Below are 24,462 nucleotides of genomic sequence, written 5' to 3' on the forward strand. Positions count from 1 at the left end.
CGGTCCCGGGCAGCCCTGCCGACCCGGCCCTTCCAGCCTCCCTGCGGCGGAGGGGTGAGCAAAGGCAGGGGCAAAGGCTGGGGTCAGAGCCCTTTGCGATGCAAAGGGATCTGACCCCAACACGCAAAAAAGGCAGCCATCGGCTGCCTTTTTTGCTTGTGCTCTTGCCCTTGATTCCGCCCTTCCCGTCCGCGCTCGCAGGAAACCGTCGAGAGGCGTGGGCAGTCCGCTGCAGGACCGTTGGCGCCATGGATGGCGCCATCGAGCCCCCATGGGTGAGGGTGCTTTGCTTGCGAAGCACTGCTTCGCAAGCGCCCGAACGCACAGCCGCCAGCGGCTGGGCCGGACCCCGGAGGGGGGTTTACGGCGTGTCCTGCAGCGGACTGCCCACGCCTCCTCACTCTGACAGGAAGGCGCTGACGGAGCGCTTGATAAACCTTATTCCGCCAGCATCGCCGCCAGCTTCTCCCGCGCCGGGCCAGCCAGCTTCGGGTTGTCCAGCGCGAACCGGATCGTCGCCTCCACCAGCCCCAGGTGCGTGCCGCAGTCGAAGCGAGTGCCCTCGAATCGATAAGCATCAACCTCATCGGTCTTCAGCAGCTGCGCGATCGCATCAGTCAGCTGGATCTCGCCACCGGCACCGCTGCCGGTGCTTTCAAGCAGCTCGAAGATCTTCGGGCTCAGCACATAACGGCCTACCACCGCCAGGTCGCTCGGCGCGTCCTCAGGCTTCGGCTTCTCCACGATCTCCGAAATGCGACCCTTGCGGCCATCAAAGGCCCCGGTCGCCACGATGCCGTAGCTCGCCGTCTTTTCGTGCGGCACGTCTTCAACGGCGATCACGCTGGCACCACTGGCCTCGTTGAGATCGGCCATCTGCTTGAGCGCACCTGCGCCGCGGTTCCAGATCAGGTCGTCCGGCAGCAGCACGGCGAACGGCTCGTCGCCGATCACGGCTTTGGCGCAGAGCACCGCATGCCCCAGGCCCAGTGCTTCGGCCTGGGTCACGAAGATCGCGCGCACGCCCTCCGGCAGCACGTGGCGGATGAGTTCCAGCTGTTCCTGCTTGCCGGCGCGCTCGAGCTTCTGTTCCAGCTCGTAGGCCTTGTCGAAATAGTCGGCCACCGCGTGCTTGTAGCGGTTGGTGATGAACACCAACGTGTCGCAGCCTGCCTCGATGGCTTCATCCACGGCGTACTGGATCAGCGGTCGATCAATGATCGGCAGCATTTCTTTCGGCACGGTTTTGGTTGCTGGCAGAAAACGTGTCCCCAGACCAGCTACCGGGAAAACCGCTTTGCGAATTCGCTTGCTCATTGGTGCCTGTTGGCCTCGCGTGCCGGAAAGGGCACGACTTTAGCGGATGAAATGTAAGCATCCTGTTCGATTGGAGAGAACTCCGGCATGGTCGCAAACAGGATTTCCTGGATGCTGGTCATGTCGTAGCTGCTCACAGCCTCGCGCAGGCGCGGCACGTTGCCCAGCACCACGTCGCGCGAGAACATGCGCACGCCCGCTTCGAGGATCTTCGGGTGTGCAGTGGAACGGTAGTCCTCGTCCGAATAGAACAGCGTCTCGTGCAGTTTCTCGCCCGGACGCAGGCCGGTATAGATGATCGGAATGTCCTTGTACGGCTGCTTGCCGGCCAGGCGGATCATCTGTTCGGCCAGCACGCGGATCGGCACCGGCTCGCCCATGTCGAGGGTGTAGATCGCGCCATGCGATGCCGACGCGGCCGCCTGCAGGATCAGCTGGCAGGCCTCAGGGATGGTCATGAAGTAGCGGCTGACTTCCGGATCGGTAACGGTCACCGGCCCACCGCGCAGGATCTGCTCACGGAACAGCGGCACCACGCTTCCGGCCGAGGCCAGCACATTGCCGAAGCGCACGGTGACAAAACGGGTGTGCGTGGACTTCTGGTCCAGGCTCTGGCAGATCATCTCGGCATAGCGCTTGCTGGCACCCAGCGCATTGACCGGGTCCACCGCCTTGTCGGTGGAGATGAAAACGAAACGCTCGACGCGCGCCTCCAGGCAGGCCCGGGCCACATTCTCGGTCGCCAGGATGTTGTTGCGCACCGCTTCACGCAGCTGGCGCTCCAGCACCGGCACGTGCTTGTAGGCCGCAGCGTGGAAAGCGGTATCTACCGGATGCAGCGACAGCGCATGTCGGACCATGGCCGGGTCACCGCAGTCACCCAGCACGGCCTCGATCTCGACATCGGGGAAACTGCGGCGCAGTTCGCCCTCGATGGTCAGCAGCAACAGTTCGCTGATCTCCAGCAGGATGATCCGGCCAGCGCCGTGGCGCGCGCACTGGCGGCACAGCTCCGAGCCAATGGAACCACCGGCGCCGGTCACCATCACCGTACGTCCGCCCAGCCAACCACGAATCAGGTTCCAGTCCGGCATGATCGGCTTGCGGCCCAGCAGGTCCTCGATCGCCACTTCCTTCAGCTGCCCGGGCAGCGACTGGCCCTGCAGGATGTCGCTGAGCTTGGGCACGGTACGGAACGGCACACCCGTGCTTTCACAGATGGCCACGATCCGCTGCATGCCGGCAGCGTCCAGCGAAGGGATGGCAATCACCAGCAGCTTGGCCGCGGTCTCGCGGACCACGGTGGGCGCGTCGTCCAGGGTGCCAAGGATCGGCAGGCCCTGCAGCTTGGCCCCGCGCAGGTGGGGGGCGTCATCGAGCAGGCCGACCGGCTCGAAGTTGCCCGAGCGCCGCAGATCGCGCACCAGCGTCTCGGCCGCCTGGCCGGCGCCGAGGATCAGCACACGACGTGCACTGGAATCGGACTGCAGCGCCTGGTAGTCCTTCCAGGCCCGGTACAGCAGGCGCGGCGCGCCCAGCAGGGCCGACAACGCGAACGGATAGATCACCAGCACCGACATCGGCACGCCATCGAAGCGCTTCCACATCAGTACCAGCACGATCGCGACCATGCCGATGAAGCTGGCCTTGAAGATGTTCAGCAGGTCACTGACGCTGGCAAACCGCCACAGCCCGCGGTAAAGGCCGACGCGCCAGAACACCAGGCCCTGCAACAGCAGTACCAGCGTGGTGTCGATGTTCCAGAGGGGCAGCTCGGGCGCGTTGGGCAGGATCGAGTAGCGCCCCGCGTGGAGCAGCTGCCAGCATGCCCAGACCATGAACAGGTCGTGGCAGACGATGGCCGAACGCGGCATCAGGCCGAGGATTCTGTCCCGCCAGGGTGAAGCCATAAGTCAGGTATTTCCTTGTCGATGGCGCAATCCATTGCGCAGGAGGAGCCAGAGGACGCTCAGCGCACTGAACCACGCGATCGCCACGACAGCCTCCCACCTCGGCTGCAATTTGGAGCAGACAACAGTCACTGTAATGCTGAACAGTCCCAAAGCAAAGTACATCCCTGTCACCTGGGCGTGACTGGCTCCTGCCTGCACCGCGCGCTGGTAGACATGCTGGGTATGGGGTTCCATCCAGCGTTGTCCTGAAATGATGCGCGCCAGCAGTGTGAAGCCTGCGTCCACAAGGAAAGCCGAGGCCGGCACCAGCAGCAGGAGCCAGTTGATGTCCGTGCGCACGCTGGCGATGGCCAGCACGGCCGCAACCGCATAGCCCAACGCGCCACTTCCAACATCACCCATGAAGATCCGCGCCCGCGGAAAATTGAACGGCAGGAAGCCCAGGCAGGCCAGGCCCAATGCCAGGGCCGCAAGCGAAAGGGGCCAGGGCAGAAGCGGCGCCAGTCCCAATGCGACAACAATCGTCTGACTGGCAGCAATGCCGTTGATCCCATCCATGAAGTTCCAGATGTTGATCAGCGAGGCGGTGAACAGCAGCACCAGCCCGGAGAGCAGCCAGCTGCCACCGTTCGCCTTGACCAGCATGGCCAGTAGTGCCGCCGCAATGAAATGCACCAGCAGGCGGCGCAGGGCAGGCAGGGGCCTGTGGTCGTCCCACCAGCCGATGCCGGCCACCAGGACCAGGCCAAGGCTGGCGACCAGCAGGCTCGGCGCCGCGTCCGGCCAGACGAACATGGCCACGCCCGCCGTAACCAGCAGACTGATGACGATGGCGATGCCGCCACCGCGCGGCGTCGCCACACTATGGCTGCGGCGTTCGCCGGGCTGGTCCATCAACTGCTGCCGCACGGCATAGCCGCGGGCCGCCCAGGTCAGGGCTGCGCTCAACAGGGCCAGTCCCAGCAGCGCCCCCATCACGAACCACGGCATGGATCAGAGCACCGCGTAGTTCAGCAGCGGCTTGACCGTCCCCCACTCCTTGCAGCTCGGGCACTGCCAGTGATGGGTCCGCGCGCCGAAACCGCAGCGGGTGCAGCGGTAGGCCGGGTTGCGCACCAGCAACTGATCGGTGATGTGCTTTAGGTCATGCAGGGTAGCCGTGGAGTCGGCACCTTCGGCCAGGGTCAGGTCGATCAGTGCGGACTCGCCACGCACCGACGGACGATCCTTGAGCTGGCGCCCCAGGTAGGCTCGGGCCGGCGCCACGCCTTCCTGCTCTTCCATCAGCCGGGTCAACGCCAGTACCGGAGCGATGCCGCGATAGTGCTCGGTCATTTCCGACAGGAAGGCACGCGCGCCCGCGAGGTCACCGACCTTGCGATAGTTCGCCATCAGCGCCGGCAGCAGCTCGGGCAGGTATTCCGGATCGTTGCGGGCCGCACGCTCGAACGCGCGCACCGCCGCTTCCGCGTTGCCGGCATCGGTCTCCAGGCGCCCCTCGATGATGCCCGCACGCACCGACATTGCATCGGCCTGGTAGGCACGGGCGATCGCTGCCCTCGCCTCCTCCAGCTTGCCGGCACCACGGAAGCGCTCGGCCAGTTCGCATTCGAACTGCCCGATCAGCTTGCCCATCGGCTCGCCGGTCACGTCCTCGAAACGGGTCGCGTTGTCGATCGCCTTTTCCCAGTCACGCTCGGCCTGGTAGATGCCGATCAGGTGCTTGAGCGCCTGCGGGGCGCGCTGGTCGAGCTGCGCCAGCTCGGTGAACACGGTTTCGGCACGGTCCAGCAGGCCGGACTTCATGTAGTCCTCGCCCAGCGCCAGCAGCGCCTGCACGCGCTGTGCATCACTCAGATCGTGGCGGTTGACCAGCCCCTGGTGCAGGCGGATGGCACGATCAACTTCGCCGCGGCGGCGGAACAGGTGGCCGAGCGCGACCTGGGTCTCGAAGGTTTCCTTGTCCAGCTCGGCGATATGCAGGAACAGCTCGATGGCCTTGTCCGGCTGCTCGTTGAGCAGGTAGTTCAGGCCACGGAAATAGGTGCTCGACAGGCGGCTGACCTGGCTGTCACCGTGGCGCTGCCCGCCGCGCCGACCGATCACCCATCCCGCTACTGCAGCCAGCGGGACGAACAGGAAAAACCACAGCCACTCGGTGACGAATTCCATCTTCGATCAGCGTCCGTCAAAAGATTGGGAGGAAACACCCGCGGCCGGCGTCGCCGCCCCGGACTTGTTGGCGCGGCGCAGCTGGCTGTAGAGCGGAATGACCACGCTTACCAGCACCAGACCGGCACCGACGATGACCCCCACCAGCAGTGCAGCGATCAGCGCCACGCCTACCGAGGTATGCAATTGGGTGAAAAGCAGGTTGATCGACATCGCGGTCATGTTGACCGCACCGATGATCAGCCCAAGGATCAGGACCGCCAGCAGGACCAGCAGACGAAAAACCTTCATGCGAGAGCTCCAGTGGCAGGAGTCCGTAGCTTATCCGACTCGCGGCTTGATTCGCACGCGGTGGCGCGACGGCAGGCTCAGGCCGGATCAGCGTCCAGCGGCAGCACACTGCTGACCCGCTCGCGCAGTTCCTTGCCCGGCTTGAAATGGGGAACATGCTTGCCCGGCAGGGCAACCGATTCGCCGGTCTTCGGGTTGCGACCCAGGCGCGGCGGACGATAGTGCAGCGAGAAGCTGCCGAAACCACGGATTTCGATGCGATCCCCGGCGGACAGGGAACCGCCCATCATTTCCAGCAACGACTTCACCGCCAGATCGACATCATCGGCCTTCAGGTGCGCCTGGCGGCGCGCAAGGATTTCGATCAGTTCGGATTTGGTCATCACCGGCTCACATCAGGGGCATCTCAGCCTGAAACGGCCCGGGCAAACGCCCGGGCCGTCCAGGAGACAACGTACAGCTTAAGGCCGATTACTCGGACTTGTTGCCGTTCAGCTGTGCACGCAGCAGCGCGCCCAGCTGGGTGGTGCCGCTGGAAGCCGAAGAGGACTGGTATTCCTCCAGCACTTCGCGCATTTCCGCGTCGTCCTTGGCCTTGATCGACAGCTGCAGGGTACGGCCCTTGCGGTCCATGCCCACGAACTTGGCTTCGACCTTGTCGCCGACCTTCAGGTGCTGGGTGGCGTCGTCAACGCGCTCGTTGGCGATGTCGCGTGCCGAGACGTAACCTTCGATGCCGTCAGCCAGCTCGATGATCGCGCCCTTGGCGTCGACTTCCTTCACCACGCCTTCGACCTTGGAGCCCTTCGGATTGGCAGCCATGTACTGGCCGAACGGATCCTGCTCCAGCTGCTTCACGCCCAGGGAGATGCGCTCGCGCTCCGGATCGACAGCCAGGACGACGGCGTCCAGGGTATCGCCCTTCTTGAAGTTGCGAACGACGTCTTCGCCGGTGGTGTTCCAGCTGATGTCGGACAGGTGGACCAGGCCGTCGATGCCGCCGTCCAGGCCGATGAAGATGCCGAAGTCGGTGATCGACTTGATCTGGCCCGACACCTTGTCACCCTTCTTGTGGGTGGCAGCGAAGGTTTCCCACGGATTGGCGGCAACCTGCTTCATGCCCAGCGAGATGCGGCGACGCTCTTCGTCGACGTCCAGGACCATGACTTCAACTTCGTCACCGACCTGCACAACCTTGGACGGGTTGACGTTCTTGTTGGTCCAATCCATCTCGGAGACGTGCACCAGGCCTTCGACGCCCGGCTCGATCTCGACGAACGCGCCGTAATCGGTGACGTTGGAGACCTTGCCGAAGACGCGGCTGTTGGCCGGGTAACGACGACCGATGTTGTCCCACGGATCCTCGCCCAGCTGCTTCAGGCCCAGCGAAACGCGGTTGCGCTCGCGGTCGAACTTCAGCACGCGGACGTCCAGCTCGTCGCCGACGTTCACGACTTCCGACGGGTGACGCACGCGCTTCCACGCCATGTCGGTGATGTGCAGCAGGCCGTCGATACCGCCCAGATCCACGAACGCGCCGTAATCGGTCAGGTTCTTGACGACACCCTTCAGGATCGCGCCTTCCTGCAGCTTGTCCATCAGCTGCTCGCGCTCTTCCGAGTGCTCGCTTTCGACGACAGCGCGGCGCGAGACCACGACGTTGTTACGCTTGCGGTCCAGCTTGATGAGCTTGAACTCGAGTTCCTTGCCTTCCAGGTAGGCCGGATCGCGCACCGGGCGCACATCGACCAGGGAACCCGGCAGGAAGGCGCGGACATCCTTGATGTCCACGGTGAAACCACCCTTGACCTTGCCGCTGATGCGGCCGGTGATGGTTTCGTTCTTTTCCAACGCTTCTTCCAGCTCGTCCCACACCATCGCGCGCTTGGCCTTCTCGCGCGACAGGACGGTTTCGCCGAAGCCGTTCTCGATCGAGTCGAGGGCGACCTTGACGATGTCGCCTTCGGCGACGTCGATTTCGCCAGCGTCGTTACGGAACTGTTCGATCGGCACGATGCCTTCGGACTTCAGGCCAGCGTTGATCACCACGACGTCGCCGCGGACTTCAACAACGGTACCGCTGACGATGGCGCCCGGCTTCAGCTTGGCCAGGTTGGCCTGGCTGGCTTCAAACAGTTCGGCAAATGATTCGGTCATTAGATTTACTCTGTTGGACACATGGGTCGGTGGCGTCCCCTTCAGGGGAATGGCGACCGCCCGCCTGTTGGTCGACCCCGGAAACGCAGGTCGTGTGTAGTAGGAAAACCGCCACGCATCATTGCGCGACGGAGCTGGTACAGCACTGCTATGCGCGACCACCACCGATGTTGCTGGCAGTGCTCCCGCGCGAACGGATCAGGCAGCCGGAACCGGAAGCAGATCCATCACTCTGGCAACGACATCTGCGATGCCGATGCCTGTGGTGTCGATGAGGACAGCATCGTCTGCCGGCTTCAGGGGCGCCACGGTACGCTGAGCATCACGGGCGTCGCGGGCCATGATCTCGCGCAGGAGGTCATCAAAGTTAACAGAAACCCCCTTGTCTTTCAACTGCTTATGCCGGCGCTCGGCGCGCTCCTCAGCACTGGCGGTCAGGAAGACCTTGTAGGAGGCGTCCGGGAAGATCACCGTGCCCATGTCGCGGCCATCGGCGACCAGGCCGGGCAGCTCCCTGAATGCGCGCTGGCGCTCTTTCAGCGCGGCCCGCACCTCTGGAATGGCCGCGATGGCCGAGGCCAGCGCCCCGGTGGTCTCCAGGCGCAGCTCGTCGGTGGCGTCGGTACCGTTCACCATGACCCGCATCGATTCGCCCTGTTCAACAAACTGAACATGGGTATCGAAGGTGCAGCGCACCAGGGCCGAGGCGTCCGATGTGTCGATGTCGGCCCAGCTCGCGGCCACGCCCACCGCCCGGTACAGCGCGCCCGAATCCAGGTAATGCCAGCCCATCCGGCGCGCGATGATGCGGCTGATGGTACCCTTGCCAGCCCCGGAAGGGCCGTCGATGGTCAGGACGGGAGCGAGTGGATTCATGGGGTTCCCAGAGCGTTCGAAGGGGTCATTCTAGCCCCTGCCCGGGCGGCCCAGCGGGATCTTTTGTGCAACCACTTGAAACCACGAGGAAAAGCCCGGTAGAATGGCGGGCTTGAACGAGCGTCAACTGCCGATTGTCTTTCGCATATCGCGGCCACGCTCCACCCGAACAACTACTGTTTACGCCGAGGTATGCCATGAAAGTCCTGTCCTCCCTGAAGTCGGCGAAGGCCCGTCACCGTGACTGCAAGGTCGTGCGTCGTCGTGGCAAGATCTTCGTCATCTGCAAGTCGAACCCGCGTTTCAAGGCGCGTCAGCGCTAAGCCTCACAGCCTTCCGGCTGCGGCTGGCCCTACGCGGGGCCGACCCGATGCAAGAAACCGCCTTCGGGCGGTTTTTTGTTTTATGCGGCTTTTTCCTGCCGATTTTGCTGTAATCGCCGTTCTTGACCACTGGGGAGTAGATCGAGATGAAGCGTTACCTGTCCGCCCTGGCCGTGATGGCCACCCTGGCCGCCGCCACACCGGCGCTGGCCGATACCCTGCTTGTCGACCGTGCCCGCGAGAAGCCGGCCGGTGCCCTGCCCGTGCGCGGCCAGAGCATGCAGCAGGTGCAGGCGCAGTTCGGCGCGCCGAGCGAACAGCTGCAGCCGCGCGGCGGGCAGAAGCGGCAATGGCCGACCATCAACCGCTGGGTCTACCCGCAGTTCACCGTCTACTTCGAGAAGCAGAAGGTGATCGACGTGGTGGCCAACCAGGCGGACCCGAACGAAGTCGGCCCGAAACCGCCGATCCGTTGATCCCTTTACCCGCCGTGGGCGGGCCTGTGTAGCGAGACCATGAACCAGACCCTTCGTTTTCCTGCCGAGTGGGAAGCCCAGAGTGGCGTCCTGATTGCCTGGCCCACCGCCGACACCGACTGGGCCGAGCGCCTGGGCCAGGTGGAAGAGACCTACATCGCCCTGGTTGCGGCCATCACCCGCTTCCAGCCGGTGCTGATCTGCGTGGCCGACGACGACGTGGAGACCTATGCCGAGATGCGGCTGCGCTCCAACCGCATCGACATGGACAAGGTCCACTTCACCACGGCGGCCTACGACGACACCTGGTTGCGCGACTCCGGCCCGATCACGCTGCGCCGTACCGACGGCGGTTTCCAGCTGCTGGATTTCCGCTTCACCGGCTGGGGCGGCAAGTTCGACGCCACGTTGGATGACCAGCTGGTCGGCGTGCTCGATCAGGCCGGCGTGTTCAACGACGCACCGGTGCGCAGCATTCCGTTCGCGCTGGAAGGCGGCGGCATCGAGACCGATGGCGAAGGCACCCTGCTGACCACCTGGAAGTGCCTGCACGAGCGCCACCCGGACCGCGACCGCGCCAGCCTGAGTGCCGACCTGGCCGACTGGCTGCAGCAGGACCGCGTGCTGTGGCTGGACCACGGCTACCTGGAAGGCGACGACACCGACGCCCACATCGATACCCTCGCCCGCTTCGCCTCGGCCGACAGCATCGTCTACCAGGCCTGCGACGACGAGAGCGACTCGCACTATGCCGAGCTGCAGGCGATGGGCAACGAACTGGCCGCGCTGCGCACCAAGGATGGCCAGCCGTACCGCCTGTTCCCGCTGCCGTGGGCACAGCCGGTGATCGACGAAGGCCGCCGCCTGGCCGCGTCGTACGCCAACTACCTGATCGTCAATGGCGCGGTGCTGATGCCGGCCTACGGCGACCCGGCCGACGACCTGGCGCGCGACGTGCTGGCGCAGGCCCACCCGGGCCGCGAGATCGTGCAGGTGCCCTGCCGCTCGCTGATCTGGCAGAACGGCAGCCTGCACTGCATCACCATGCAGCTGCCGGCAGGGTTGTTGAAGGCATAAGCGGTAGTGCCGGCCGCTGGCCGGCAACCCGGCACTGCCTGATGGATCCACGGGATTGCCGGCCAGCGGCCGGCACTACCCACCGCGCCATTCAGCGCGCGACACGCCGCGGCATCCCATCCGCGCTAACATGCGGGTTTTCCCCCGCAGGAACGCCCCGCATGAACTCGCGCAGCCCCCTTACCGTCGCCCTGATCCAGGAGCGCAACCACGGTGACGCCGCCGCCAATCTGGCGGTGATCGAAGCACGCGTGGCCGAGGCGGCTGCGCAGGGTGCCAAGCTGGTGCTGCTGCAGGAACTGCACAACGGCCCGTACTTCTGCCAGCACGAGTCGGTGGACGAGTTCGACCTGGCCGAGCCGATTCCGGGCCCCAGCACCGAGCGCCTCGGCGCACTGGCGAAGAAGCATGGCGTGGTACTGGTCGGTTCGCTGTTCGAGCGCCGCGCCGCCGGCCTGTACCACAACACCGCCGTGGTGTTCGAAAAGGACGGCACCCTGCTCGGCAAGTACCGCAAGATGCATATTCCGGACGACCCGGGCTTCTACGAGAAGTTCTACTTCACCCCGGGCGATATCGGCTTCACGCCGATCGACACCTCGGTGGGCCGCCTCGGCGTGCTGGTCTGCTGGGACCAGTGGTACCCGGAAGCGGCGCGCCTGATGGCGCTGGCCGGTGCCGAACTGCTGCTCTATCCCACCGCGATCGGCTGGGACCCGGACGACGTGCAGGACGAGAAGACCCGCCAGCGCGATGCCTGGGTGCTGAGCCACCGCGGCCACGCCGTGGCCAACGGCCTGCCGGTGCTGAGCTGCAACCGCGTCGGCCACGAAGCCTCGCCGCTGGGCGCCTCGGGCATCCAGTTCTGGGGCAACAGCCACGTGCTCGGCCCGCAGGGCGAGTTCCTGGCCGAGGCCGGCACCGAGGCCACCGTGCTGCTGTGCGATGTCGACCTGCAGCGCAGCGAGCATGTGCGCCGCATCTGGCCGTTCCTGCGTGATCGCCGCATCGATGCGTACGGCGACCTGCTCAAGCGTTACATCGACTGAGCCGGAGCCCGCGCATGGCCGTCCTCATCCGTGATGCCGGCCTGGCCGACATCGACGCGATCACCGCGATCTACGCGGTGGAAGTGACCGACTTCGTCAATACCTACGAGTACGACATTCCGGACGCGAGCGAGATGCTGCGCCGCATGCGCGACATCATCGACCGGGGTTTCCCCTATCTGGTTGCCGAGATCGATGGCCAGGTGGCCGGCTATGCCTACGCCAACACCTACCGCACCCGCGTGGCCTACCAGTGGACCGTCGAGAACTCGGTCTACGTCGATGCCCGTTTCCAGGGCAAGGGCGTGGGCACCGGCCTGCTGCAGGCCCTGATCGACGCCTGCGTGGCACGCGGCTACCGGCAGATGGTGGCGGTGATCGGTGAACCGACCAACACCGCCTCGATCAAGCTGCACGAACGCTTCGGTTTCGAGCTGGTCGGCGTGTTCCGCGGCCTCGGCCGCAAGCATGGCCGCTGGCTGGATACCGTGCAGATGCAGCGCGCGCTCGGCGATGGCGCCGACACCGCACCTTCCAATGAATGAATCCATGACTGAAACCCTTCCCGAGACCGGCGACGACCTGTTCGCCGGCCAGCCGGTGCGCGTCGTCGAACGCGACGGCGTGCGTTACACCCTGCTGGGCACCGCCCACGTCTCCCGCGCCAGCGTCGAGGCCGTGGAAAAGGCCATCGACAGCGGCCGCTTCGATGCGGTAGCCGTCGAACTGGATCCGCAGCGCCTGCAGGCGCTGAGCGATCCGGACACGCTGGCCAAGCTCGACCTGGTCGAGGTGATCCGCAAGGGCCGCGTCGCCCTGTTCGCCGCCAACCTGGCCTTGTCCGCCTACCAGCGCCGCCTGGCCGAACAGCTGGACATCGAGCCGGGCGCGGAACTCAAGCGCGCGGTGGAACTGGCGCGAGAGCGCAACCTGCCGGTGCACCTGATCGACCGCGAGGTGGGCCTGACCTTCCGCCGTGCGTCGCAGCGGCTGGGCTTCTTCGGCAAGCTGAAGCTGGTCGCCGGCCTCGGTGCCGGCCTGTTCTCATCCGAGGAAGTGGGCGAGAACGAGATCGAGAAGCTCAAGCAGGGCGACATGCTGGAATCGAGCTTCGGCGAGTTCGCCAGCGAGAGCCCGGCGCTGTACGAGACCATCATTGGCGAGCGTGACCGCTACATGGCCACGCGCCTGCGCGAAGAACGCGACCCGCAGCAGCGCGAAGTGCTGGCCGTGGTCGGTGCCGGCCACCTGGCCGGGCTGGCGCGCTACCTGGAAACCGACACCGAGGCACCGGCGCCGCTGCGCGCCGAGCTGGAGGCGGTGCCGAAGAAGCGCAACATCCCGTGGTTCACGCTGGGCATCCTGGCCATCGTGGCGACCGGCATCGGCGTGGGCTTCTATCGCGGTGGACTGGGCGTGGGTACCGAACTGCTGGCGACCTGGGCGATGTATACCGGCGGCCTGGCCGGCCTGGGCTGCCTGCTGGCCGGCGGCCATCCGCTGAGCATCCTCACCGCGATCGCGGTGGCCCCGTTCAAGCCGTTCCGCCTGAGCATCCCGACCGGTGCGTTCTCGGCGCTGGTGGAAGCGCGGCTGCGCAAGCCGGCGTACGAGGACTTCCTGAAACTGCGCGACGATGCGCAGAGCCTGAAGGGCTGGTACCGCAACCGCGTCACCCGCGTGGTGCTGACCTTCATGCTGACCAACATCGGCAGCATGCTCGGCCTGTGGCTGACCACCTTCAAGGTGTGGGGCAAGGTCGCCGGCTGATTGCATTGTGTCGCGTCGAGCCATGCTCGAGTGCGCCCTGGCAGCTGCCAACCCTGGTTGGCGGAGCCAGAAAAAAAGGGGGAGGCCGCCCCACTACGACCGGCCTCCCCCACACCACAACACGTTGTCGCGCATTACAGCCGGGCAGCGCCCGGCTCTACCATTTCCAGGCCGCGCGCACGACGGATCAGGCGCGTCGCGGCGCTGCGCAGGTCGTCCAGCACCGCGTAGATGGTCGGCAGGAACAGCAGGCTGACCACGGTCGAGAACGCCAGGCCACCTGCGATCGCGCGCGCCATCGGCGCGTACTCCGGGCCATTGCCGAACATCTGCGTATTGGTCAGCGAGATCGGCACCATCGCCAGGATCGCCGTGCCCATGGTCATCATGATCGGGCGCAGGCGCTCGCGTGAGCCTTCCACCAGCGCCTGGGTGCGGCCCATGCCGCCGCGCCGCAGGTTGTTGATGTGCTCGATCATCACGATGCCGTTGTTCACCACCACGCCCATCAGCACCAGGATGCCGATGAAGGACATGATTCCGAACGAGGTGCCGGTGATCCAGAACAGCCAGAACACACCGAAGATCGAGAACAGCACGCCGCTCATGATCGCCGCCGGGAACAGCAGCGATTCGAATACCGCCGCCATCACCACGTAGATCATCACCAGTGCGATGAGCAGGTTGAACACCATCTGCTGCATCGCCTCGTCGTCGTTGCCGTAGTCGCCACCGTCGAAGGTGAAGCCATAGCCGGCCGGGAAGTTCATCGGCTTGAGCACCGATTCCATCGCCTTGCGGCCATCCGGCGCGGTGACCTTTTCGGCCAGGTTGGCCTTGATGGTCAGCGTGGTCTGGCGGTTGGTACGGCCGATCTGGGTGGCAGACGAACCAACGTCGACGGTGACCAGGCTCAGCAGCGGCACGCTGCGGCCATCACCGGTGCGTACGCTGAAGCCGGCCAGGTCCTCCGGGCTGCTCTGCTCGGCGCCGGCGAAACGCACCCACACCGGCACCTCGTTGTCGCCGCGGCGGAACTCGCGCATCGGTGCACCGCGCAGTGCCAGGCCGACGAAGCTGGCCACCTGCTCGGCATTGAAGCCGAATGCCGCGGCACGCTCACGATCGACGCGCACCTTCAGTTCGCCGCCCTTCTCGCCGTTGTCGATGCGCACGTCGCGCAGCTCGGCACGCTGGGCCAGCAGCGGCACCACTTCCTGGCCGATCTCCTGCAGCATCGAACTGGAGTCGCCGACCAGCTGCACCTGCACGCCCTGGTTGCCACCGCCGCCACCGTCGCCGCCCTGGTTGCCGACGAAATAGTCGGTGCGGGCGGACTTCGGCAGGCCCTTGCGCAGTTCTTCCTGCAGCGCCTTGATGTCCTTGGCGTACTTCTCGTCCAGGGTGACCACGGTCGAGCTGCCTTCCTGCTCGCTGTACCAGGAGTACACCTGCTTCACATGCAGGCGCTCGCGGTTCTGGTCGATCCATTTCTCCACCCGTGCCACTTCATCGGACATCTGCCGATAGGTGTAGGCGCCCTTCCACATGTAGCCGATGAAGATGTCCTTGCCGCCATCGCCGCCGAACATGTCGATCTTGGTCAGCTTCATCGGCACCAGGCTGACCAGCACCACCAGCACGATGCCGAGCAGGCTCCAGCCGCGATGGTGCAGCGACCAGTCCAGCAGCGTGGCGTAGCGGCGCTGCAGCCGGGCGATCATGCCGGTCTGCGAGTGCACCAGCTTGGGCGTGGCCATGCGCGCGGACAGCATCGGGATCAGGCTGACCGCGACCAGCCACGAAGCCAGCAGCGAGACCGAGATGGTGATCGCGATCTGCGACATGAAGATGCTGATGTTGTTGGTCTCGCCGAACAGGTTCGGCACGAACACGATGCAGTGGCACAACGTGCCCGCGCTGAGCGCGATGGCCACGTTGCGGGTGCCGATGATCGAAGCCAGCCGCGGCTGCCCGGGCATGCGCTCGCGTTCCTGGTAGATGCTCTCCACCACCACCACGGCGTTGTCGACCAGCATGCCCACCGCCAGCAGCAGGCCCATCATGGTCAGGATGTTCAGCGTCACCCCGACGAAGTACATGAAGCCCAGGGTGATGGTGAAGCAGATCGGGATCGCCAGCGTCACCATCAGGGTGGACGGCCAATGGCGCAGGAAGAAGAACAGCACCGTGATCGACAGGATCAGGCCGACGGCACCGGCCTCGGCCAGCTCCAGCAGCGATGACGTCACCGCCTTGCCCTGGTTGTCGATCACCTTGATCTGCACGTCGCGCATCGACGCCTCGGCGCGGATCGATTCGACCTCGGCCAGCGCGGCACGCGAGACCTCCACCAGGTTGGCGCTGCGCTCCTTGAAGATGTCCAGGCCGACCGCCGGGTTGCCGTCCAGGCGGCGCCCGTAGTTCATGCGCGCCGGCTTCAGCCGAACGTCGGCAATGTCGCCCAGGCGCAGGCCCTTGGCGTTGATCACCAGGTCGCGCATCTCCTGCAGGTCGGTGATCTCGCCCACCGGCTGCACGCGCACGCGTTGGCCGTTGTCGTCGATCTGCCCGGCCGAGATCGAGAAGTTCAGCGTGCGCAGGCGCTCGCTCAGCTCGTTGATGCTCAGCCCGTGCGCGTTGAGCCGGTTCGGATCGATGGCGATCTCCACCTCGTTCGGCGGCGCACCGGTGATGTCCACCCGTGCCACGCCCGGAATACGCTCGATGCGCCGCTTGAACTCACGGTCGAGCATGTCATAGGCGGTGGTCAGGTCGGTGGTACTGGCCAGGCGCACCTTCAGCACCGGCTGGTCGCTGCTGGACCACTTGAACACGTTGTAGCGCTGCAGGTCGTCGGGGAGGTCGCTGCGGATCGCATCGATGCGCTCGCGTGCATCGGAGGCAGCGATGGCGATATCACGGTCCCAGTCACTGAACTCGATGAAGATCAGCGCCGCCTCGGAGGTCGCCGACGAGCGCATGCGCTTGATGCCGGTCATCGTCGCCAACGATTCCTCGACCGGGCGGATGATGGTCCGCTCCACTTCCTCCGGGGTCGAACCGGTGTACGGGATCTGCACGAACAGGAACGGCGCGGAGATGTCCGGCAGCGCTTCCAGCGGCAACCGGAACGAAGCGATCAGGCCGATCACCACCAGCGACACGAAGCACATGATGGTGGTGACCGGACGGCGGATGGAGAACTCGGCAACGCTCATGCCGGTTCCTCCGCACCCGCCGCGCTGCCGGCGGCACCGGGCTCGATCTCACCTGCGTGCTTGCGGCCGCGTTCACGGTAGTAGGCATCACCGCGACGATCCATCAGGTCATACACCACCGGGATCACCAGCAGGGTCAGCAGGGTCGAGACCAGCAGGCCGCCGATCACGGTGATCGCCATCGGCGCGCGCACTTCGGCGCCCTCGCCCATTGCCACCGCCAGCGGCAGGAAGCCGAACAGCGTGCACAGGGTGGTCATGATGATCGGCCGCAGGCGCGAGCGCGCACCCTCCACCAGTGCCTCATGCTTGGCCACGCCGGCCTCTCGCAGCTGGTTGACCTTGTCGATCAGGATGATCGCGTTCTTGGTGACCAGGCCGACCAGCAGGATCAGGCCGATGAACACCACCACCGAAATGGGCTTGCCGGTCAGCATCAGCGCCAGGATCGCACCGACCAGCGCCAGCGGGATGGTGAACAGGATCACGAACGGATGCAGCAGCGATTCGAACTGCGAAGCCATCACCAGGTAGACCAGGAAGATCGCCAGGCCGAAGGCGAAGATCAGCGACTTCGCCGCCTGTGCCAGCTCTTCGCCCTGGCCACCGATATGCAGGCCGACGCCCGCACCCAGCGGCTGCTCGGCCACCATCTGCTGCACTTCGCGCATGGCCGCGCCGAGATCGATGTCGCGCAGGTTGGCCGACACCACTGCCACGCGTGTCTGATCGGCACGATGGATCTCGCTCGGACCGGTAGTGGCGACCACATCGGCCACCGCGTCCAGGGTGACCGGGCGCGTGCTGCCCGGATTGACGATCAGGCGACGGATGCTCTCCACGCTGGCGCGGTCGCCTTCCTGCGCACGCACCAGCACGTCGATCTTGCGGTCGCGGAAGCTGTAGCGGGTGGCCACGTCGCCGCGCACCTTCTTCACCACCACGTCGGCGATCTGGCGGGTGGTCAGGCCGAGTGCACCGGCACGTTCCTGGTCGAAGCGGATCTGGATTTCCGGGAAGCCCTCTTCCACCGTCGACTTCACGTCGGCGTAGTGCGCATTGCCGCGCAGCAGCGCCGCCAGGCGCTGGCCGGCCACTTCCAGGGTCGCCATGTCCTGCCCGCGCAGTTCGATTTCCAGCGGCGTGGAGAAGCTGAACAACGCCGGCCGTGCGAAATCGACCTGGGCCCCCGGATGCTGGCCCATGGTGCGGCGCAAGCGCTCGGTGATGGCCGCTTCGGTACGTGCATTGCCGCCGCCTTCCATCACTACGGTCAGCTTGCCGATGTTCTCGCCGCTTTCGGTCGGGCTCGCATCCAAGCGGGTGCCGCTGCCACTGACGCCGTACAGCGAAGCCACGCCTTCACCCTTGCCATGCGCCAGCTGCAGCTCGCGCACCAGTGCATCGGTCTGCTTCAGCGGCGTGCCGGCCGGCAGCTTCACCGTCATTTCGAAACGGTCCTGCGCCAACTGCGGAATCAGGTCGGCACCGAGCATCGGCACCAGCGCCATGGTCGCCACGAAGATGAGGGTCGCCACGCCCAGTACTTTGCCCGGGTGGGCCAACGCGCTCGGCAGCAGGCGCAGATAGCCGCGCTCGGCACCCGCGTAGGGCTTCATCGCCAGATCGCTGGCCTTGCGCATCACCGGGCCGACCACCGCCACCACGCCGCGCCACAGGCGTACCACCAGCCAGGCCAGCGCGAAGAAGCCCCAGCGCGCGGTCGCGACGACGCCACGGCGGCCCAGCGCGACCGGCTTCTGCCAGCGGCTCTGCGGCTGCCACGGTTCATTCGGTGCCTCTTCCGGGAACGCCAGCGGGGGCCGTCCCTTCAGCGAGCTCAACATCGGGATCAGGGTCATCGACACCAGCAGCGAGATCGCGATGGCGATCGCCACCGTCAACGCCTGGTCGCGGAACAGCTGGCCGGCGATGCCGTCGACGAACACCAGCGGCAGGAACACCGCGATGGTGGTCAGCGTCGAGGCGACCACGGCCATGCTCACTTCGCGGGTACCGGCGATGGCCGCCTGCAGGATGCCCATGCCGCGCTCGCGTGCCTTGGCGATGCTCTCCAGCACCACGATCGAGTCATCCACCACCAGGCCAGTGGCCAGCGCCAGGCCGCCCAGCGACATCACGTTCAAGCTCAGCCCCAGCTGGCCCATGAAGAAGAACGTGGCGATGATCGAGACCGGCAGCGACAGGCTGATCACGAACGTGCTCCAGCCATCGCGCAGGAACAGGAAGATGATCAGGATCGCCAGCAGGCCACCGATCACCGCGTCCTTCTTGACGTCTGCGATGGCGTGCTCGATGAAGCGCGACTGGTCCTCGATGGTGGTCATCTCGACATCGGCCGGGAACGTGCCCTTGATCTGCTCCAGGCGCTTGCGCAGGGCTTCGGCGGTGGACACGGTGTTGGCGTCGCCTTCCTTGTAGATCGCCAGCTCGACCGATTCCTTGCCGCCCAGGCGGATCACCGCTTCGCGTTCCTTGTAGCCCTGGCGCACGGTGGCCACGTCCTTCAGGCGCACCGGCACACCGTTGGCGACCACGCTGGAACCGCTACCGGACGATGCGCTCTGTGCAGCTGAGGCCGCCGCGATGGCCGCCGCCGAGCCGGTCGACGCAGCGATATTGAACATCTGCTGCAGCGCCGAATCCGCCGCGCTGCCATTGCTTCCCTGGGTGGTGACCAGCAGGTTGCGGATCTCTTCCAGGTCCGCGAACTGGTTGACGGTTCGCACCAGGAAACGCTGCGAACCTTCTTCCAGGCGGCCGCCGGAGATGTTGATGTTCTCGTCCTTCAGCCGCTTGATGACGGTGTCGATCGGCAGGTTCAGCTGGGCCAGCTTCTGCTGGTCGATGTCGACCTGGATCTCATCTTCCAGGCCACCGCCGACCTTGACTGCTGCGACGCCGGAGACCGGCTCCAGCTTCTTCTTCAGGTCTTCATCGGCATAACGGCGCAGGCCGGTCAGCTCGCGGATCGCGTCGGCATCGCTGGCCGGCGCGGTCTTGCTCGACAGCACCAAGCGCATGATCGGCTCGGTGGACGGGTTGAAGCGCAGCAGCACCGGGGCCTTGGCCTCCAGCGGCAGGTTCAGCGCTTCCATCTTGTCGCGCACCTCCAGGCTGGCCTGGTCCATGTTGGTGCCCCAGGCGAACTCCAGCACCACGTCGCTCTGGCCGGTGCGCGAGACCGACTTCAGCTTGCGCAGGTTCTTGACCACGCCGACCGCTTCTTCGACCGGCTGGGTGATCAGGGTTTCGATTTCGGTGGGCGCCGAACCGGTGTACTCGGTACGCACGGTCAGCGTCGGGTAGCTCAGGTCGGGCAACAGGTTGACCTTGAGGTTGCCCAGCGCGATCAGGCCGAACAGCAGCAGGGTGACCGTGCACATGGCGATGGTCACGCGGCGGCGGGTGGCGAATTCCACCAGGCCGCCGCGCAGGCCGGCGGCGGCGCCGTCGCTCGCCGGCGAGGCACCGTGGTCGTGGCCCGGGGCGGTCATTGCTTGCTCCCGGCCTTGTCTGCCGGCGTGGCGGACGCTGCGACCGTCTTCGCCTTGGCCTTCGGATCGGCGATCACCTGCACTGCGGTGCCGTCGCGCAGGGCGACCTTGCCGGCGGTGACCACCTGATCACCGGCCGCCAGGCCATCACGGATCTCCACCCACGGGCCCTCGGCGTAACCCAGCTTGACCGGAACCCGTGCGACCTTGCCTTCGCGCACCCGGAACACCGCCGGCTCACCGTCGTCGAGCAACGAAAGGCGCGGCACCACGAGCGCATCGGCGCGCTGGTCGTAATCGATACGGATGCGCCCGAACATACCGGGCTGAAGTGCGTGCGCGGCACCGTCGAAGGCGCTGACCACGCGAAACGTGCCGCTGCCCGAATCGACCACCGGTGCGATGCGATCGACGGTGCCGGTGAAACTCTGGCCCGGCAGCGCATCGGCAACCAGCGTCACCGGCTGGCCGGCACGCAGCGTGGCCAGCTCGCGCTCGGGCACGTTGAGCGTGGCTTCCAGCCGCGAGTTGTCGACGATGCGGAAGATCGGCGTATTGATCTGCACGAAATTGCCGGTCTTGATCGAGCGCGACGCGATGACGCCGGAGATCGGTGCCACCACCGTGGTGTAGGACAGTTCCAGCGTGGCCAGGCGGTACTGCGCGCGGACGTTTTCCAGGTCAAAGCGCAGCTGGTCGACATCGGCGGCGCTGACCATCTGCTGGCCAACCAGCTTCTGTGCGCGCTGGTAGTTGTTTTCCAGCTTGCGCATCTGCGCTTCGCTCTGCGCAACGGCCAGGCGTGCGCGGTCCGGGTCCAGCCGCACCAGCGGCTGGCCGGCGGTCACCCGCTGCCCTTCCTCGACCAGCACCGCCAACGCCACGCCGGAGGTCTTGGCCACCACCTGCGATTCGGCGCGCGGTTCCAGTGCGGCGGTGCCGGTGTAGCTGGCCGCGACCGCGCGATGGCTGGCTACCGCTACTTCGACCGGGACCGCATCGACCTTCTTCTCCTCCTTGGTCTCTGCGGCCTTGGCTTCGGAATTGGGCCCTGCGGCGCAACCGCCCAGCAGCAGGGAGGTGGAGATCAGCAGTGCGGCAGCGCAGATTCCGCTGCGACGGCCGGACAGGAAGGTTGGGTGCGACATCGTCAGGTCCCTGGAGGATGCGTGGACAGGTGTGGTAGCAAAGTAATGCACCACTTCACGGCAACACCATATCCCAAAGGTCATGGTGTCTTCACGCCACCGGTCGGCCCACCCCCATTTCAGCTAGATGAAACCTGAGGCTATACTCGGGGCGTTCCGTACCCCACGCCGGAACGACCAGACCCGAATCCCCGGAAACGACACCATGCGCCCGCAGCCGCTCGCCGCTTGTCTCGCTCTGGCCGTCCTCCTGCCCCTTGGGGCCGCCGCACAGCCCGCTCCTGCTCCTGCCACACCTGCCCCGGCCCCGGCTTCTGCCGCTGCCCCGGCGCCTGCCGCCCCTACCGGCAACTTCGACAATGGCCGCGTGCTGGCCTACACCTGCCAGGGGTGCCACGGCATCACCGGCTACAAGAACGCCTATCCCAGTTACCGGGTGCCGAAGATCGGCGGCCAGACCCAGCAGTACCTGGCCCAGGCCCTGACCGAGTACCGCCAGGGCAAGCGTCGGCATCCGACGATGCAGGCGCAGTCGATGAGCTTCAGCGAACAGGAGATCGCCGATCTCTCTGTTTACCTGTCCACCGTCAAGTAAGGCCCGCCCATGTCGAAAGCCGCGCATCCGATGCGTCATGCCATCGCCCTGTCCGTTGCCCTGCTGCTGGCCGCCTGTTCGCAGTCCCAGGTGGAAAACAGCGAGAAATCCGCCGCCGACCCGGGCCATGCCAGCGGCGAACACGGTTCTTCTTCATCGGCCGGACTGCCAGCAGGCCGCGAGGCCGCCGGCGAAGCCCGTGCCAAGGTGAAGGGCAAGGCCACCAACCAGAGCTGCATCGACTGCCACGGGGCGGACGGCAATGCGCCGATCGATGCGACCTATCCGAAGCTGGGTGGCCAGTACGGTGACTACCTGGCGCATGCCCTGCAGGCCTACCGCGCCGGTGACCGCCAGCATGCGCTGATGACGCCGCAGGCCAAGGACCTGAGTGATCAGGACATCGCCGATCTGGCGGCGTACTTCGGCAGCCGGCCGAGCCAGCTGCGGGATCTGCACGGGGTCAAATGACCGCTGGCCCCCGGTGGGTGCGGACCTTGGTCCGCACTGATACAGATATCCACGCATGGCGTGGATCTACTGATCGTCCACCGGCAGCGCCGACCGGCGCTCAGCCTTCCAGCTCTTCCCAGCGCGCGTACGCGGCATCCAGCTCGGCCTGGACCTTGGCCAGCTGCTGGGTGTGCGCGGTCACTTCGGCACTGCTGCGGGTGTAGAACGACGGGTCGTTCATCGCTGAGGTCAGCCCTTCGACGTCGCCTTCCAGCTTCTCGATGGTCTTCGGCAGCTGTTCCAGTTCGCGCGCTTCCTTGTAGGCCAGCTTGCGCTTGGGCGCTGCGGGAGCAGCCGCCGTGACGGCCGGTGCAGCTGCCGCCGGCTTGGCTGCCGGGGCCGCGGCAGGTGCAGCGATGCTGGCCGCGTAGCGCTGCCAGTCGCTGTAGCCACCCACGTACTCACCGATCACGCCGTCGCCTTCCATCACAAGCGTGGAGGTCACCACGTTGTCGATGAAATCACGGTCGTGGCTGACCAGCAGCAGGGTGCCGGTGTACTCGCCCAGCAGCTCTTCCAGCAGCTCCAGGGTTTCCACGTCGAGGTCGTTGGTCGGTTCGTCCATCACCAGCAGGTTGGACGGCTGCGCGAACAGCTTGGCCAGCAGCAGGCGGTTGCGCTCGCCACCGGACAGGCGGGTGATCGGCGCACGCGCGCGCTCCGGGGTGAACATGAAGTCCTGCAGGTAGGCATGCACGTGCTTGCGCTTGCCGTTGAACTCGAGGAAATCACGGCCTTCGGCCACGTTCTCGATCGCGCTCCAGTCTTCGCGCAGCACCGCACGGTACTGGTCGAAATAGGCGATCTGCAGGTTGGTGCCCGCATTGACCTCGCCCTTGGCCGGCTGCAGTTCGCCCAGCAGCAGCTTCAGCAGCGTGGTCTTGCCGCTGCCGTTGGGACCGATCAGGCCGATGCGGTCGCCACGCAGGATGGTGGTGGTGAAGTCGCGGACCATGGTGCGCTCGCCGAAGGCGAACGAAATGTCCTTGACGTCGATGACCTTCTTGCCCGAGCTGACGCCCTGCGCGGCTTCCATCTTGACGTTGCCGCTGAGATCGCGGCGCTGCGAGCGTTCGGTGCGCATCGCCTTCAGGCGGCGCACGCGGCCCTCGTCGCGGGTACGGCGCGCCTTGATGCCCTGGCGGATCCAGACTTCTTCCTGCGCCAGCAGCTTGTCGAAGCGTGCGTTTTCCTGCGCCTGCGCATTGAGGCGTTCCTCGCGGCGGCGCTCGTAGTTGGCCCAGTCGCCCGGCCAGCTGGTGACCTGGCCGCGGTCGATCTCGACGATGCGGGTGGCCAGCGCACGCAGGAAGCGGCGGTCATGGGTGACGAACACCACGCTGCCGCTCCAGCCCTTCAGGAACGCTTCGAGCCAGTCGATGGCTTCGATGTCCAGGTGGTTGGTCGGTTCGTCCAGCAACAGCACGTCCGGGCTCGACACCAGCGCGCGCGCCAGCAGCACGCGGCGCTTCATGCCGCCGGACAGGCGGCCGAATTCGGCTTCGCCGTCGAGGTCGAGCTTGGTCAGGGTTTCGCTGACGCGCTGATCCAGGCCCCAGCCGTTGGCGGCGTCGATCTTGGCCTGCACGTTGCCGAGCGCTTCGCCATCGAATACTTCGGCATGGCTGAGATGGTGGAATTCGGCCAGCCACTGGCCCAGTTCGCCCAGGCCATCGGCGACGACGTCGAACACCGAACCGGCAGCGCCGTGCGGCACTTCCTGCTCCAGGCGGGTAACGCGCACGCCCTGCTGCACGCGGACTTCGCCGTCATCGGGCTTGTGGTCGCCGGACAGCAGCTTGAGCAGGGTGGATTTGCCGGCGCCGTTGCGGCCGATCAGGGCGATGCGTTCGCCCGGCTCGATCGACAGTTCGGCCTTTTCCAGCAACAACGGGCCGCCGACGCTGAAGTCGACGTTCTGCAGAGTAATCAGAGGCATCCGGATATTGTACGGGTTGGGGGCGTCGGCCGGGTTGCACCCGGCACCCGCAGAGGCAACGGCCGCAGCCAAAGCAACGTCAAAAGCGGCTTACGGTGGCAGGCGGG

At 65.9% G+C, this 24,462-nt stretch carries 19 protein-coding genes and 1 pseudogene; 8 read left to right on the forward strand and 12 right to left on the reverse strand.

Annotated features, from left to right (window positions below; genetic code table 11):
* Positions 1-438 precede the first annotated feature (438 nt).
* From galU to cmk, 8 genes are all read right to left on the reverse strand, one after another.
* Positions 439-1,317 carry a UTP--glucose-1-phosphate uridylyltransferase GalU gene (gene galU / locus SSKA14_RS14825; RefSeq protein WP_040007935.1) on the reverse strand — a complete coding sequence of 293 codons (879 nt, stop codon included), beginning with the start codon at positions 1,315-1,317 and terminating at the stop codon, positions 439-441.
* Complete coding sequence (locus tag SSKA14_RS14830; RefSeq protein WP_040007937.1) at positions 1,314-3,227, reverse strand: nucleoside-diphosphate sugar epimerase/dehydratase; 1,914 nt, start codon at positions 3,225-3,227, stop codon at positions 1,314-1,316. Before SSKA14_RS14830 ends, galU begins: the two co-directional genes overlap by 4 nt.
* Before the next feature lie 3 nt (positions 3,228-3,230).
* Entirely contained in the window at positions 3,231-4,220 is a 990-nt protein-coding gene (locus tag SSKA14_RS14835) for a glycosyltransferase family 4 protein (protein WP_008266137.1), read from the reverse strand.
* A 3-nt stretch (positions 4,221-4,223) separates the two neighbouring features.
* A complete protein-coding gene (gene lapB, locus SSKA14_RS14840; protein ID WP_006430997.1) occupies positions 4,224-5,402 on the reverse strand; it encodes a lipopolysaccharide assembly protein LapB in 1,179 nt (392 codons plus the stop codon).
* A gap of 6 nt (positions 5,403-5,408) precedes the next feature.
* Positions 5,409-5,693 carry a LapA family protein gene (locus SSKA14_RS14845; RefSeq protein WP_006430981.1) on the reverse strand — a complete coding sequence of 95 codons (285 nt, stop codon included), beginning with the start codon at positions 5,691-5,693 and terminating at the stop codon, positions 5,409-5,411.
* A 77-nt stretch (positions 5,694-5,770) separates the two neighbouring features.
* Positions 5,771-6,076: an integration host factor subunit beta gene (locus SSKA14_RS14850; RefSeq protein ID WP_005409286.1), complete on the reverse strand. Its 306-nt coding sequence runs from the start codon at positions 6,074-6,076 to the stop codon at positions 5,771-5,773.
* A gap of 88 nt (positions 6,077-6,164) precedes the next feature.
* Positions 6,165-7,850 (reverse strand): 30S ribosomal protein S1, encoded by a 1,686-nt coding sequence (gene rpsA, locus SSKA14_RS14855; RefSeq protein WP_005416230.1) that lies wholly within the window; start codon positions 7,848-7,850, stop codon positions 6,165-6,167.
* 198 nt (positions 7,851-8,048) lie between these two features.
* Positions 8,049-8,726 (reverse strand): (d)CMP kinase, encoded by a 678-nt coding sequence (cmk, locus tag SSKA14_RS14860; RefSeq protein ID WP_008265652.1) that lies wholly within the window; start codon positions 8,724-8,726, stop codon positions 8,049-8,051.
* Positions 8,727-8,923: 197 nt separating this feature from the next.
* Here cmk and ykgO point away from each other — a divergent pair, with 197 nt between their 5' ends.
* From ykgO to SSKA14_RS14890, 6 genes are all read left to right on the forward strand, one after another.
* Positions 8,924-9,049: a type B 50S ribosomal protein L36 gene (ykgO, locus tag SSKA14_RS14865; RefSeq protein ID WP_005409283.1), complete on the forward strand. Its 126-nt coding sequence runs from the start codon at positions 8,924-8,926 to the stop codon at positions 9,047-9,049.
* A gap of 146 nt (positions 9,050-9,195) precedes the next feature.
* On the forward strand, positions 9,196-9,525 hold the full coding sequence (locus tag SSKA14_RS14870) for a hypothetical protein (protein WP_006430960.1): 330 nt from the start codon (positions 9,196-9,198) through the stop codon (positions 9,523-9,525).
* A gap of 39 nt (positions 9,526-9,564) precedes the next feature.
* On the forward strand, positions 9,565-10,602 hold the full coding sequence (locus SSKA14_RS14875; RefSeq protein WP_008266114.1) for an agmatine deiminase family protein: 1,038 nt from the start codon (positions 9,565-9,567) through the stop codon (positions 10,600-10,602).
* Positions 10,603-10,763: 161 nt separating this feature from the next.
* Entirely contained in the window at positions 10,764-11,651 is an 888-nt protein-coding gene (locus SSKA14_RS14880) for a carbon-nitrogen hydrolase (protein ID WP_008267821.1), read from the forward strand.
* Positions 11,652-11,665: 14 nt separating this feature from the next.
* The gene (locus SSKA14_RS14885) at positions 11,666-12,196 is read left to right on the forward strand and encodes a GNAT family N-acetyltransferase (protein ID WP_008267710.1); all 531 of its coding nucleotides are present in this window, start codon (positions 11,666-11,668) and stop codon (positions 12,194-12,196) included.
* Positions 12,189-13,421 (forward strand): TraB/GumN family protein, encoded by a 1,233-nt coding sequence (locus SSKA14_RS14890; protein ID WP_008265539.1) that lies wholly within the window; start codon positions 12,189-12,191, stop codon positions 13,419-13,421. The genes SSKA14_RS14885 and SSKA14_RS14890 overlap by 8 nt, the downstream gene beginning before the upstream one ends.
* Positions 13,422-13,555: 134 nt before the next feature.
* On the opposite strand, the gene SSKA14_RS14895 is transcribed toward SSKA14_RS14890, so the two are convergent.
* The 3 genes and pseudogenes from SSKA14_RS14895 to SSKA14_RS14905 all read right to left on the reverse strand — a co-directional run bounded on the left by SSKA14_RS14895 (position 13,556) and on the right by SSKA14_RS14905 (position 21,308).
* Positions 13,556-16,642 carry an efflux RND transporter permease subunit gene (locus tag SSKA14_RS14895; RefSeq protein ID WP_008265175.1) on the reverse strand — a complete coding sequence of 1,029 codons (3,087 nt, stop codon included), beginning with the start codon at positions 16,640-16,642 and terminating at the stop codon, positions 13,556-13,558.
* Positions 16,639-20,094, reverse strand: a pseudogene (locus tag SSKA14_RS14900) (efflux RND transporter permease subunit); the annotation flags it as partial. The gene SSKA14_RS14895 and the pseudogene SSKA14_RS14900, both read right to left, overlap by 4 nt.
* A gap of 62 nt (positions 20,095-20,156) precedes the next feature.
* A complete protein-coding gene (locus SSKA14_RS14905) occupies positions 20,157-21,308 on the reverse strand; it encodes a MexH family multidrug efflux RND transporter periplasmic adaptor subunit (RefSeq protein WP_008266938.1) in 1,152 nt (383 codons plus the stop codon).
* Between the two features lie 205 nt (positions 21,309-21,513).
* Between SSKA14_RS14905 and SSKA14_RS14910 the strand changes: the two genes are divergently transcribed.
* Entirely contained in the window at positions 21,514-21,903 is a 390-nt protein-coding gene (locus tag SSKA14_RS14910) for a c-type cytochrome (RefSeq protein ID WP_040007950.1), read from the forward strand.
* Positions 21,904-21,912: 9 nt separating this feature from the next.
* Positions 21,913-22,374 (forward strand): cytochrome c, encoded by a 462-nt coding sequence (locus tag SSKA14_RS14915; RefSeq protein ID WP_006430887.1) that lies wholly within the window; start codon positions 21,913-21,915, stop codon positions 22,372-22,374.
* A gap of 100 nt (positions 22,375-22,474) precedes the next feature.
* Here SSKA14_RS14915 and SSKA14_RS14920 read toward each other — a convergent pair whose 3' ends face one another.
* Complete coding sequence (locus SSKA14_RS14920; RefSeq protein WP_008265708.1) at positions 22,475-24,355, reverse strand: ATP-binding cassette domain-containing protein; 1,881 nt, start codon at positions 24,353-24,355, stop codon at positions 22,475-22,477.
* Positions 24,356-24,462: the final 107 nt, after the last annotated feature.

The sequence above is a fragment of the Stenotrophomonas sp. SKA14 genome, from assembly GCF_000158575.1.
GTDB lineage: Bacteria > Pseudomonadota > Gammaproteobacteria > Xanthomonadales > Xanthomonadaceae > Stenotrophomonas > Stenotrophomonas forensis.